The sequence below is a fragment of the Salinicola sp. CPA57 genome, assembly GCF_003206035.1.
Taxonomy (GTDB): domain Bacteria; phylum Pseudomonadota; class Gammaproteobacteria; order Pseudomonadales; family Halomonadaceae; genus Salinicola; species Salinicola socius.
The window spans coordinates 123,847-137,033 of the sequence record NZ_PZJR01000016.1; the positions used below are offsets into that span (position 1 = coordinate 123,847).

The 13,187-nt window shown below is 64.1% G+C and carries 11 protein-coding genes; 1 reads left to right on the plus strand and 10 read right to left on the minus strand.

The window, feature by feature from the left end:
- Nucleotides 1–80: 80 nt before the first annotated feature.
- The 3 genes from ribBA to nrdR form a co-directional block, all read right to left on the minus strand.
- The gene (ribBA, locus tag DOM36_RS17270; RefSeq protein ID WP_075571226.1) at nt 81–1,214 is read right to left on the minus strand and encodes a bifunctional 3,4-dihydroxy-2-butanone-4-phosphate synthase/GTP cyclohydrolase II; all 1,134 of its coding nucleotides are present in this window, start codon (nt 1,212–1,214) and stop codon (nt 81–83) included.
- 186 nt (nt 1,215–1,400) lie between these two features.
- The gene (gene ribD, locus DOM36_RS17275) at nt 1,401–2,570 is read right to left on the minus strand and encodes a bifunctional diaminohydroxyphosphoribosylaminopyrimidine deaminase/5-amino-6-(5-phosphoribosylamino)uracil reductase RibD (RefSeq protein WP_110643821.1); all 1,170 of its coding nucleotides are present in this window, start codon (nt 2,568–2,570) and stop codon (nt 1,401–1,403) included.
- A 58-nt stretch (nt 2,571–2,628) separates the two neighbouring features.
- Nucleotides 2,629–3,117: a transcriptional regulator NrdR gene (nrdR, locus tag DOM36_RS17280; RefSeq protein WP_075571228.1), complete on the minus strand. Its 489-nt coding sequence runs from the start codon at nt 3,115–3,117 to the stop codon at nt 2,629–2,631.
- A gap of 381 nt (nt 3,118–3,498) precedes the next feature.
- Between nrdR and DOM36_RS17285 the strand changes: the two genes are divergently transcribed.
- Entirely contained in the window at nt 3,499–5,319 is a 1,821-nt protein-coding gene (locus DOM36_RS17285) for a sugar phosphorylase (protein ID WP_110643822.1), read from the plus strand.
- A 181-nt stretch (nt 5,320–5,500) separates the two neighbouring features.
- On the opposite strand, the gene DOM36_RS17290 is transcribed toward DOM36_RS17285, so the two are convergent.
- From DOM36_RS17290 to glyA, 7 genes are all read right to left on the minus strand, one after another.
- Nucleotides 5,501–6,721, minus strand: coding sequence for a glycosyl transferase (locus tag DOM36_RS17290; RefSeq protein WP_075571230.1), 1,221 nt, complete (start codon nt 6,719–6,721; stop codon nt 5,501–5,503).
- Nucleotides 6,722–6,807: 86 nt separating this feature from the next.
- Nucleotides 6,808–7,674, minus strand: a complete 867-nt coding sequence (locus DOM36_RS17295) for an HAD-IIB family hydrolase (RefSeq protein WP_075571231.1) — start codon at nt 7,672–7,674, stop codon at nt 6,808–6,810.
- Nucleotides 7,675–7,895: 221 nt separating this feature from the next.
- On the minus strand, nt 7,896–8,813 hold the full coding sequence (locus DOM36_RS17300; RefSeq protein WP_110643823.1) for a 2-dehydro-3-deoxygalactonokinase: 918 nt from the start codon (nt 8,811–8,813) through the stop codon (nt 7,896–7,898).
- Complete coding sequence (locus tag DOM36_RS17305) at nt 8,810–9,496, minus strand: 2-dehydro-3-deoxy-6-phosphogalactonate aldolase (RefSeq protein ID WP_110643824.1); 687 nt, start codon at nt 9,494–9,496, stop codon at nt 8,810–8,812. Before DOM36_RS17305 ends, DOM36_RS17300 begins: the two co-directional genes overlap by 4 nt.
- 10 nt (nt 9,497–9,506) lie before the next feature.
- Nucleotides 9,507–10,655 (minus strand): galactonate dehydratase, encoded by a 1,149-nt coding sequence (gene dgoD, locus DOM36_RS17310; RefSeq protein ID WP_110643825.1) that lies wholly within the window; start codon nt 10,653–10,655, stop codon nt 9,507–9,509.
- Between the two features lie 49 nt (nt 10,656–10,704).
- Nucleotides 10,705–11,490, minus strand: a complete 786-nt coding sequence (locus DOM36_RS17315; protein ID WP_075571292.1) for an FCD domain-containing protein — start codon at nt 11,488–11,490, stop codon at nt 10,705–10,707.
- Nucleotides 11,491–11,714: 224 nt separating this feature from the next.
- The gene (gene glyA / locus DOM36_RS17320) at nt 11,715–12,977 is read right to left on the minus strand and encodes a serine hydroxymethyltransferase (protein ID WP_075571234.1); all 1,263 of its coding nucleotides are present in this window, start codon (nt 12,975–12,977) and stop codon (nt 11,715–11,717) included.
- Nucleotides 12,978–13,187 lie beyond the last annotated feature (210 nt).

The following is a 13,187-nucleotide window of genomic DNA, read 5'->3' on the forward strand; positions in this document are numbered from 1 at the left end:
AGCGCTCGGCGCGCGAAGCCGGCCATCTTACCATGGCCGCGCAGCCTTACCATGCCCGCAGAGGCTTGGCTGACTCTTGCTCAGGCGTCGCCGCTGACCAGTTCGACCACTTCCAGGTCGAAACCGGAGAGGGCCGAGAAGCGCCACGGCGAACTCAACAGTCGCATCTTGCCGACCCCGAGCTGACGCAGAATCTGCGCCCCCGTACCGATCGACAGGAAATTTCCCGAGCCGTCGGAAGCGCTGGATCGTGGCGAAGCGCGGCGCCCCATCAGCACGTCGAGCTGTTGCTTGAAGTCCCCCTGGGGCCGCGCATCGTCGAGCAGCACGAAGACGCCGGCGTCGGCCCGACCGATCTCGGCCAGTGCAGTGTGGGCCGTCCAGTGGCTATCGGCACGACACAGCGCAAGCAGGTCGCGAAGCGTGTCGCCGCCATGCACCCGCACCGTCGTCGGCGTGGCGTGTTGGGGCTTGCCCTTGACCAGCGCCAGGTGATGCCGATCCTGAATGGTGTCGTGGAAGACATGCAGGGTCATATCGCCGAACGCGGTTGCCACTGGTGTCTGCTCGACGGCGTCGACGGTGCGCTCGTTGAGCATGCGGTAGTGAATCAGATCGGCAATGGTGCCGATCTTGATGTCGTGCTCGGCGGCGAAGCGTTCGAGTTCCGGCCGCCGCGCCATGCTGCCGTCGTCGTTCATGATCTCGCAGATCACGCCGGTCGCCTCGAAACCGGCCATGGCGGCCAGATCGCAGGCCGCTTCGGTATGGCCGGCCCGGCGCAGAACGCCACCCGGTTCCGCCATCAGCGGAAAGATATGCCCAGGCTGGACGATATCTTCCGGCCTCGCGCCACGCGCCGCCGCGGCACGCACGGTGAGCGCGCGATCCGCCGCGGAAATGCCGGTGGAAACACCGCTGGCCGCCTCGATGGAGACGGTGAACTTGGTGCCGTAGCCGGAGCCGTTGTCGCTGACCATCAGCGGCAGCTTCAACTGCTGGCAGCGCGCCTTCGACATCGGCTGGCAGATCAGGCCTCGGGCATGACGTGCCATGAAGTTGATATGGTCGGCCTCGACGCACTCGGCCGCCATGATGATATCGCCTTCGTTCTCGCGATCTTCGTCATCCATCAGGATGACCATCCTGCCCTGTCGAATCTCTTCGACCAGAACGTCGATGCTGGCCAGCTGGCTCGATTGCGCTGTCGTCATTGCTGATTCGTCCACGGAAACTGCCGTCTGCTGAAACCACGTCTACGGGAATGCCACGCAACCCGCCGGCCGCTGGAGGCCAGCAGGCTCGATGCGGCACAGCCTACCTGTCGCGAGACGCGGACGCTACTGTCGGATGGCCGCGACACGGACCCGCAAGCGAAGCGCTTGCGCCCGCTGCAAGCGTCAGCGGCTCTGCTCCTGCCGCGCCGCAGCAGTGACCGGCCGTGCCGAAATGCGCCAGTCCTCGCCCACCGCGCGGATCTCGTCGATCTGCAATCGGCGCTGCTGGCTCATCGTCGCCAGGCCCGGCAAGGCGAACAGCGGACGTGCCTCGCTACCCAGCAGCGTCGGCGCCATGAACAGCTCGAGCCGGTCGACGCAGTCCGCTTCCAGCAAGGCCCCGGCCAGGGTCGCACCGGTCTCGACCAGCACCTCGTTGCACCCCTCGCGAGTGGCCAGATAGCGCAGCACACCCGTGAACTCGACACGCCCTTCGGCGTTGGCCGGCATGACCAACACTTCGGCACCCGCCGCTTCGAGCTTGCGCCGGCGTTCGCTCATCTCCGGCTGGATCGTGCAGACCAGCGTGCGCCCCGGTTCGCTCAGGCACGCCGCCGCCAGCGGCAACCGCAGCTGGCTGTCGAGGATCACTCTGAGAGGCTGACGCCGGGCGATCGCCTCGGCATCATCGAGCCCCAGCTGGTCGGCGCGAACGGTCAGCCGGGAGTCGTCGAAGATGACCGATTCCACCCCGGCCAGTACCGCGCTGGATGCCGCTCGCAGACGTTGCACCTGCTGCCGGGCGGCAGGCCCGGTGATCCATTGGGATTCACCGTCTGACATGGCCGTCCGTCCATCGAGACTCATCGCCATCTTCAAGGTGACGCGCGGCAGCCCCTCGCGCATGCGCCGGATGAAACCGGGATTGAGAAGACGCGCTTGCTCCTCGAGCAGGCCGACCTCGACTGCGATACCCGCCTCGCGCAGCATCGCGAAACCGCGACCGGACACCTCTGGATTGGGATCCTCCATGGCCGCGACCACCTTCGCCACGCCGGCGTCGATCAGCGCCTGGCTGCAAGGGCCGGTACGCCCGGTGTGCGAACAGGGCTCCAGCGTGACATACACCGTCGCACCTCGGGCGGCCTCCCCTGCCTTCCGCAGCGCGTGAATTTCCGCATGCGCCTCGCCGGCACGTGCATGGAAGCCCTCGCCGACGATCTGCCCCTCCTTGACCAGCACGCAGCCGACTCGCGGATTGGGGTCGCAGGTATACTGCCCGCGCCAGGCGAGCCGAATCGCCCGATGCATGCAGGCGGCGGGGGAAAGACATTCGGAACTGGCAGCAGACATGGCGACTCGCTCGAAACGACGGATGGTCTGACAACGAAACCGGAACGAAAGCGCCGATTCAGCGCGGATTGTCCTCGTCACCCGACGATAACGTCGGCTCCTGGGACAATCGGTCGATCTCGGCACGAAATTCGTCGAGATCCTGGAAACGGCGGTAGACCGAGGCGAAACGGATGTAAGCCACGTGATCGAGCCGCTGGAGGGTTCCCATCACCTCTTCACCCACCTCGCGCGCCTCGACTTCCCGCTCGCCTCTGGCCCGCAGCCGCTGGCGAATTCGCTCCACGGCCGCCTCGAAGGATTCCACGCTGACCGGGCGCTTCTCCAGGGCCCGCGCCATTCCGGCACGCATCTTCTGCTCGTCGAAGCTTTCTCGCGAGCCGTCGGACTTGACCACGCGCGGCATCACCAGCTCGGCGGTCTCGTACGTCGTGAAGCGCTCGCCACATTCGGCGCACTGGCGGCGACGACGCACTTGATCCCCCTCGGCCACCAGGCGGGAATCGGTCACCTTGGTATCGTGCGTACCGCAGAAAGGGCAATGCATCGTCGGGGCTACCTGTCAGCGTGGGCGATTGGCAGAACCGCCGCTATTGTTGAAAGAACGAGATGACGGATCGAGTGAACGGGGTAACGGCGTCAAATGCACGCCAGGACCGTGTCACATGCACGACAGGACGGTGTCAAATGAACGATGGATAGTGTAACGGTTTGGGCAACATAGCGGAAATACGCCGAAAAACTGCAGCGGTTTTCATGTTGGCCCAACTTCTGCAAGGATAATGTGACGGTCATTCACAATAGACAATCCGTCACCACAACAAGTCCGTCACCACAACAAGTCTGTCACCACAGCAAGTCCGACACGACAATGTCTCGATACGCACGCCGTCGCGTATGCCAACCGCTGAATCAGGAACCTCTCTCCATGCCCAGCCGTGCCGCGAATTATCCAGCGCTTTCCGAAGACGCCTTCATCGAGCGCGCGAGCGCCCGCCTGGAAGAGGTGTACGGCCCCCGCCGTGATGAGGTCATGCGCCGTCTGATGACGCTACTCATGCACCAGCGCAGCGCACTGGACAGTTTGCCTCGGCCAACGTGGAGCGAGCGTGACCAGATCCTGATCACTTACGGCGATACCATCACCGATGGCGAGCGTCCGCCGCTGGAAGTGCTGGACGATTTTCTCGCCACCCGTCTCAACGGCACGTTCAGCGGCCTGCATGTCCTGCCGTTCTTTCCGTGGAGCAGCGACGACGGGTTCTCGGTGATCCACTATCGCGAAGTGAACCCCAAACTCGGCGACTGGCAGGACGTCCGGCGGCTCGCGTCGCGGGTGGATCTGATGGTCGACCTGGTCATCAACCACGTCTCACGCGATTCGCTGTGGTTCATCGACTATCTCTCCGGGACCCAGCCGGGGCGGGATTACTTCATCGAGATGGATCCGGAGACGGACCTCTCGCAGGTCACCCGGCCACGCAATTCGCCGCTGCTGGTGCCGGTATCCACACGCCGCGGCACCCGCCATCTGTGGGCGACGTTCTCCGAGGACCAGATCGATCTCAACTTCGCCAATCCCGATGTCCTGCTCGAGTTCATCGGCATCCTGCTCTACTACGTCCAGCAGGGCGCGCGTCTCATTCGTCTCGACGCCATCACTTACCTGTGGAAGGAGGTCGGCACCCGCTGCGTCCATCTCCCCCAGACGCATGCCATCGTGCGCCTGCTGCGAGCCATTCTGGATTTCATGGCACCGGGCACCCTGCTGATCACCGAGACCAACGTGCCGCATCAGGAGAACATGAGCTACTTCGGCCTTGATCGTCTGCGCCCGGATCGCGAACGTCAGGATCGCGAACGTCAGGACCACGACGTAGATCCGGCCGCGATGCCCGACGAAGCGCACATGATCTACCAGTTCACGCTGCCGCCCCTGCTCGTGCACACGCTGACCAGTGGCGATGCGACGACGTTGAGCGAATGGGCAAGAAGCCTGCCTCCGCTGCCACCGGGTTGTACCTATTTCAACTTCACCGCCAGTCACGACGGTATCGGCGTCCGAGCGCTCGAAGGTCTGCTGCCACCCCACGAGCTCGACATCATGCTCGAACTGATGCACCGCTTCGGCGGCTACGTCAGCATGAAAACCAACGCCGATGGCAGCGACTCGCCCTACGAAATCAACATCACCTACTATGACGCCATGAAAGGCACCCGGCGAGGCGCCGATGCCTGGCAGGTCGAACGCTTCCTGTGCAGCCAGAACCTGATGCTGGCACTGCAGGGCATTCCCGGCGTCTATTTCCACAGCTTGACCGCGACGCTCAATGACCACGGCGGGGTCGAGCGCAGCGGCAAGCTGCGCTCGATCAATCGCCGTCGCTGGCCCAAGGAAGAGCTGGACGAGCTGATAGACAGCCGCAGCACGCCGACCCGCGAGGCGTTCACGTCGCTGAAACGACGGCTCAACATCCGCGCCAGCGAACCCTGTTTCCATCCCGAAGCCACCCAGCGGGTGCTCGATACGCCAGCGGGCATCTTCGCCATCGAACGCGGACCGTTGGCCAATGGCCGCCGCCTGCTGGCGATCTACAACATCAGCGACACCCGCCAGCCGCTGAAGATCGACGAGCTCAACGACGGTGATTGGTACGATGTCCTCAAGGACGGCAAGCGCTGGAGTCCGCATCCCGACGAACGCGACATCCTGCGCCCTTACCGCAGCCTGTGGCTGGTACAGCCCTAACGGATGGAAGAGCCGGGCTGGAATGAAGAGCCGGGCTGGAATGAAGAGCCGGATCGGAAGACGTATCGGGGAGATGCGCGGAGAGACCACTGGCGGAGACGGATCGCGCGGGCGAAGAGGTCCGCCCCGCGCTTCCCCGCCCGCACCGCCGTTCGATCACCGGATTCGGTAGCAGTGACGATCAGACGTCGCCGCTGTTGTCCAGCTCGACCGCCTCGTAGAGTCGATCCTGCAGATCGGGGATGGCAGCCTGCACCCGATTCCAGCTAGGGATGAACGGCTTGTCGCGCGGCGACTCGAAGAACGCCGCACCGGCCTGCATGATGTTGTCGGCGAAGAGCTCCACCGCCGCCTCCTCGCTGTGACGATCGAGCTTCAGCCCGTTCATGGCCGCATCGTGGTCGTAGGCTTCGATCAGATCCAGCGCCACGCGATAGTAGGTCGCCTTGACGGTGCGGAAGCTTTCGACGCTCATTTCCACCCCGAGCGTCGCCAGCTTGCGATACATCGCCTTGGCGATATCCATGCTCATGCGATTCAGCCCGCCCGCCGGATCATCTTCCGAGACCGGCTGGTGCTTGTGATCGTAGGCATCGGCGATATCGACCTGACACAGCCGCTTGGTCGAGAAGTTGCGATGCACCTCGGAGAGTACGCCAATCTCCAGACCCCAGTCGCTGGGGATGCGAATGCCGTCGAGCACATCGGCACGCATCGAAAACTCTCCCGAGATCGGGTAGCGGAAGCTATCGAGATAGTCCAGATAAGGCAGCGGGCCGTAGATCATCTTGAAGGCCCGGATCAGCGGCGTGACCATCAGCCGGGCCACGCGGCCGTTGAGCTTTCCGGAGGCAATCCGCGAGTAGTAACCCTTGCAGAACTCGTAATGGAAACGCGGATTGGCCACCGGATAGATCAACCGTGCCAGTAGCCCCCGATCGTAGGTGACGATATCGCAATCGTGCAGCGCCACCGACTCGGCCTTGCCGGACGCGCGCACATAGCCGGAGCAGTACCAGACGTTGCAGCCTTTGCCCGGCTCCTGGGGAGCCAGATTTTCCTGGGCCAGCTCCTGGTGAAGGGCCTGAAGACGCGGGCCGTCGTTCCAGAGAATGCGGTGATGTTGCGGCAGGCGCGAGAAGAACTCGCGCGCCTTGAGGAACTGTTCGCGATCGGCCCTATCGAGACCGATGACGATCTCGCTGAGATAAGGCACCTTGCACAGCTCGTCGACGATATGCGAGAGCGCCGGTCCTTCCAGTTCGGAGTAGAGCGACGGCAGGATCAACCCCATCGGCCGGCTGCGCGAGAACTGCTTGAGATCGGTCTCCAGCGCTTCCACCGAGCGACGCGTGAGGTTATGAAAGTTGGTAACGATACCGTTCTGATAAAAGTCACTCATGAGCCGCCCTCGTGATGTTGTCGTCTGGCGTCGGTCCTTGACGCCTGTTGTCGGGACTCTCCAAAGATAGCCGCCGGGACTCTCTCTTAATCCTCCAGATCACCGGACCACCCCAGCTCCCGGGTGAGCCAGTGAGAGACGCCTTCCGACCAGCCGGCCGGCCCTGGCGCCCGGGTTCGATAGATCCGCGAACCCTCCAGCGGCATGGGTTGACCGTGATTCGCGGCGATGACGACCGCCATGTCGGTGGCAGCCAGCAGCGCCAGATCGTTGGGACCGTCGCCCAGCCCGATCGTCTGCGGACGATAGCCTCGCAGCGCTTCGAATCGCGCGACCAGCCAGTCCGATGCCTGGCCCTTGTCGACCGCGCCCATCACATGCCAGAAGCGCCCGCCTCGGGTCAGCCGCAGGCCATCTGCCCGAAGTGTCTCATGCAGTGCCTGCAGCCTGGCATCGTCGTCTTCCCATACCAGCGGCTCGCTACCTTCCCGAGCCATGGCCTGTTCGGCGCCGGCGGTGCTGAGCCCGGTGAGCTCCCGCACCTCGGCCAACGCCATTTCGCCCATGCGACGAAAGCGCAGACCGTGACGTTCACGCACCACGTCCAGGCGTCTGCGGATATAGTCCACGTCCATGCTCGGGGTCTTGACCACCAGACCGTCCGGAGACGCAGGGTCGCGATCCAGTCGCGCATGCTGCCACGATGGCGGCAGGCCGATGACGGCGCCGTTCTCGGCAATGAACGGCGTGTGCTCGAGGCCCAGCTCCTGACGCAAGGCGAGCAGTTCGGTGCGCGTCTTGCTGGTGGTGGGAATGACCGGGATCGCTTGGCGTTCGAGGCGCGAAAGCCACGCAGCCGCCGGCTGCCAGTTGTAGGTGTCGTGATCCAGCAGCGATCCATCGAGATCGGTAAACACCAACAGGGGAGGTTTGTTCAGGGCCGGCTGTGTCATTGCATCACCTGCATGGCATCACCTCTTCAAGTCGTACACGATCGGCTGCCGGTCAGCAGTCGCATAGATGAAGGTAGCACGGATCATGCCAAACACGACGGCCCGAGGCATTCGGGGAAGCCTCGGGCCGTCGGCGGCGATTCCGCGCCGCTGTGCAGCCGCTAATGCATGCTTTTGGTGCATCGACGCGAGCGCCATGCGTCACTGTGGCACGCTGACCGTCAGCGCTGGCCATGACGTGCCGCGATCGCGGCGACGCCGGCCAGCGTGGCCCGGTCGCTGTCTATCGCCTCGACCCGGATGCCGGCCGAATCCAGCGCAATGGTGTAGCTTTCGCGCAGCGACGCGGCGCCGATCAAACGCACCGTGTCGAGCCCGGGGCGAGCCTCGCGCATGGCATGCACCTCTTCGCCGATCAGTACGCCGGAGAGGAAGCTGCCCACCTGCCCCGCTTCCAGCCCTGCATAGAGATGACGACTGCGCGCCTCGAACAGCGCATGCATCACGCCACCGGGGCGACCGGCCCGGGAAATACCCAGCCGGAATGCGGCCTCGTCGAACGGCGCCTCGTCGCGGGCAGGCTCTCCCGGCAGGGTGTGAAAGCGCACGGCGTGATAGAGCTCGCCGGTCATCACGGTGGTGAATTCGACCATGCGGCCAGCGTCGAGACGCGCCCACTTGCTGTGCGTACCCGGCAGGCAGCAATCGCCGCTGTCGGTGCCAGCCAGCGCCAGCGCGCCGAACGCCTGGACCTCCTCGCCGCGCATCACGTCGACATGCTCGGGCGTGACCTGCTTGACGCCCGGCACGATCCAGACGTTATCGAGCCCCGGCGCGGCCACCACATTGTTCGCCAGATCGGCAGCCGTCGCCGGCAGCTCCAGCTGCGGCGCCTCGTGCCAGCCCCGCGCCGACCCCACCATTCCGGCGAGATAGATCGGAACCCAACCGCCTTCGCGCCAATCGTCGGTCTGCGACGCACAATAGTGCGGGAACTCGCTCTGGCTCAGCGCGCGCAGGCCGGAAGCCGAGCGCCGGCTATCCAGCACGTCGCCGCTGGCCGTATCGACCAGAAACGCGCGAAAGTTGCTGGTCCCCCAGTCGATGACGATCAGGCGATCGGGCGTGTTGCCGCTCATGCATCGGCCTCGCGTTCCAGCTGATCGGCATAGTGGGCGACCTCGCTCAGCCGCTGCCACTCCTCGACCAGTTCAGCGGCAATCCGTCCGACTTCGTCGGCGCTGCGTCCCGGCTTGTAGAGATTGCTGCCGAACCCGAAGCCAGCCACGCCATGGGCATGCCACTCGCTCATGTTGCTCTGATCGATGCCGCCGACCGCCAGCACCGGCAAACCCTTGGGCAGGATCGCGTTGATATCCTTGAAATAGCCGGTCCCCAGACGGGCCGCCGGAAATAGCTTGAGCGCCGTGGCGCCAGCCTTGGCCGCCGCCAGCGCCTCGCTCGGCGTCATGCAGCCGATCATCGGCGCCAGGCCGTGTTCGACACCGGCGCGAATCACTTCCGGGTCGGTATTGGGCGTGATCAGGAGCGGTGCGTCGAGATCGGCCAACCGCTCGGCATGAGCGGGGTCGAGTACCGTACCGGCACCGATCACCACGTCATCCGGGCAACGCCCGGCGATGGCGGCAATACTGTCCCAGGCCCGTGGCGAGTTGAGCGGGATCTCGATCAGCTTGAAGCCTGCCGTCACCAGCGCGTCGAATACCGCATCGATCTCTTCCGGCGTGATCCCGCGCAGAATGGCCACCAGCGGCCGCTCGCGCAGCGCCGTTTCCAGTGCGAACTTGCGTGTCTCGTTCATGTTGTCTCCTTTACCACTCCGCGACGGAACCATCTTCATGGGTCCAGACGGGGTTGCGCCAGCGGTGACCGACCTTGGAGCGCTCCTCGACGAAAGCCTCGTCGATCTCCACACCCAGTCCCGGCCCCTGGGGAATCGCACAGAAACCGTCCTCGATCGCCAGCGCGTTCTTGTCCACCAGATAATCGAGCACGTCGTTGTCCCGATTGTAGTGGATCCCCATGCTCTGCTCCTGGATGAAGGCGTTATGGTTGACCGCATCCACGTGCAGCGACGCGGCCAGCGTCAACGGGCCCAGCGGGCAGTGCGGCGCCAGCGCGACATCGAAACAGGAGGCGAGCGTCGCGATCTTCATCCCTTCGCTGATGCCGCCGCAGTGAGACAGATCAGGCTGGACGATATCGACCATCCCTTCGACGAGCAGATCACGGAACTGATAACGCGTGTGCAGCCGCTCGCCGGTGGCGATGGGGTATCCAAGGCCGCCGGCGATGTGCTTGAGACTCGGCAGATGCTCCGGCAGCACCGGCTCTTCGACGAACATCGGGTGATACGGTTCGAGCTCCCGCAGCAGGGCCTTGGCCATCGGTCGATGCACGCGACCATGGAAATCGATACCGATGCCGACATCCGGACCCACCGCATCGCGGGCCTCGGCAACACGCGCGATCGCCTCGTCGACCTTGGCGTGAGAATCGACGATCGCCATCTCGGCGGTGCCGTTCATCTTGAACGCGGTAAAGCCCTGCTCGACCAGTGCCTTGGCACCGGCGCCGACGTCGCTGGGCTTGTCGCCGCCGGTCCACGCGTACATCCGCATCCTGTCGCGACAGGCACCGCCCAGCAACTGATGCACCGGCACGCCGAGATCACGCCCCTTGAGATCCCAAAGCGCCTGATCGATGCCGGCAATGGCACTCATCAGGATCGGGCCGCCGCGATAGAAACCGGCGCGATACATGATGTTCCACAAGTGCTCGATGCGATGCGGATCCTGACCGATCAGATAATCGGAAAGTTCGTGTACCGCCGCCTCGACGGTGGCCGCGCGCCCCTCGACCACGGGTTCGCCCCAGCCATAGCAGCCCTCGTCGGTCTCGATCTTGAGAAACAGCCAGCGCGGCGGTACTTGCCAGGTCTTGAGTTGCGTAATTTTCATGGATCACCTGTTGCTTTCAGTTCAGTCGATTCCGGGAAACGCCAGTACGCTAGCGAGCTTGTGTCGGCAGCGGCAGCATGATGGAGGGCGGATTCGCCATCAGATCTTCCATGCCGAGATCGCGGCTGGTCCGTTCCAGCACCGCAAGCGCCGCCTGCACGGCCGTTTCGGGCTGGCGCAGACGGATCGCCTCCATCATCCTCAGATGGCGCGCCATGCTGTCGTCGAGCGCTTTGGCGCTATGGTTGGAACGTTCGACGATCAGCGCGATTGCGGGCTTGAGCACGTGGCTGATCTGTGCCCAGATAAGATTATGGGACGCCGCGAATATCGCTTCGTGGAAGGCGACGTCGTAGTCGTCATGCGTGTGGCCCTGCCAGCGCAGATCGGCCTGTTCGAGCGCCCGGATCATGCCTTCGTAGGCGGTCTCGATGGCGAGCAGATCCGAAGCCGTGGCGTGGGTCGCTGCCAGGCCGGCCACGAACGGTTCGACGGCCACCCGGAAGGCGAAGACTTCCCGCTGCAGCCGCGGGTTGGGCTTGGCATAACGTGCCATCCACGCGCTGACCTGGGGATCGAGCAGATGCCAGGCCGACAGCTCGCAGACCCGGGTACCCTGGCCGGAGACGCGCACCAGCAGGCCGGCATTGACCAGTTTTTGCAGCGCGCTGCGAACCGTACTCCGACTGACGCCGAAGCGCACACAGAGGTCGACCTCCCGCGGAATCGTGGCGCCGATCGCATAGTCGCCACTGAACACAGCCTCGGCGAGAGCTTCGGCGATATCCACTCTCGGGGCGGAGCAAGAACCGGTCACAGGAGAATCTGCTGCCATGGCGATGTTCAACTCAGTGGCGCTTATGTCCGACATAGCTTCTCGCAAGACAGACGCGTTGGCTCTTAGACCATGGTCATGACCAAGACTAAAGTCGTAGAAGGCTTGATATCGAAATACGCAGACGAAGGCGCAGGCATGGCGAGATCGTGTCTCGAGCGCTCATCGGGGACCAGAACGACGACGCCCCTCCGAGGAGGGGCGTCGTGAGCCGAACCTGACGGTCAACGATAGACCGGCAGGCGCGCGCAGACGGTTTCGACCAGGGTCTTGACCTCGGCTTCCGTCCGGCTGGAGTCGCCCGCCTGCATGGCATCGAGAATGTCGCAGATCCAGCCGGCCAGATCCCGGCATTCCGTTTCACCGAAGCCGCGAGTCGTCACCGCCGGCGTGCCGATACGCAGACCGGACGTCACGAACGGGCTCTGCGGGTCGCCCGGCACAGCGTTCTTGTTGACGGTGATGTGAGCGCGACCCAAAGCGGCGTCGGCATCCTTGCCCGTCAGACCCTGCTTGACCAGCGACAGCAGGAACAGATGGTCTTCGGTACCGCCGGAGACCACCTCGTAGCCGCGTTCGATGAACACGCCGGCCATCGCCTGGGCATTCTTGACCACCTGTTGCTGATAGGTCTTGAACCCGGGGTCCATCGCCTCCTTGAAGCAGATCGCCTTGGCCGCGATGACGTGCATCAGCGGGCCGCCCTGTCCGCCCGGGAAAACGGCGGACTGCAGTTTCTTCTCGATGTCGGCATCGTTCTCGGCCGACAGGATGAGACCGCCGCGGGGACCACGCAGCGTCTTGTGCGTGGTCGTGGTGACCACGTGAGCGTGAGGCAGCGGACTCGGATAGACGCCTGCCGCGACCAGACCGGCGACATGCGCCATGTCGACCAGCAGAAACGCGCCGACTTCATCGGCAATCTCGCGGAACCTGGACCAGTCGATGATCTGCGAATAGGCGGAGAAGCCGGCGATGATCATCTTCGGCTGATGCTCGCGCGCCAGCTTGGCAACTTCGTCGTAATCGATCCGGCCGCTTTCGTCGATGCCGTACTGAATGGCGTTGTAGTGCTTGCCCGAGAAGCTCGGCCTGGCACCGTGGGTCAGGTGACCGCCGGCATCCAGGCTCATCCCCAACACGGTGTCGCCCGGCTTGACCAGCGCCTGGAATACCGCGCCGTTGGCCTGAGAACCGGAGTGTGGCTGAACGTTGGCGTAGGTGGCGCCAAACAGCTCCTTGGCGTAGTCGATCGCCAACTGCTCGACCACATCGACGTGCTCGCAGCCACCGTAGTAGCGCTTGCCGGGATAGCCTTCCGCGTACTTGTTGGTCAGCTGCGTGCCCTGGGCCTGCATCACGCGTGGGCTGGCGTAGTTCTCGGAAGCGATCAGCTCGATATGGGCTTCCTGGCGCACGACTTCCTGCTGCATCGCGTCCCAGAGGGCGTCATCGAATCCGGCAACCTGCATCTCTCGGGTGAACATCGACGGGTATCCTCGGCTCGGGGATGGTTCGACTGCCACCGGCGCAAGTCCGGCATCCGGCGGCTCGATCTAGATTTGACGGGCGCAATGATACCCCAGCGCTGACGACCTTTCCCATGAAAGTCCGTCATGCACGGAAGCATAATTTCTCACCTTGGCTTTAGCCTCGGTAAAGCATGCTCGTTCGCGCCACCCGATGTTCCAGGCCCG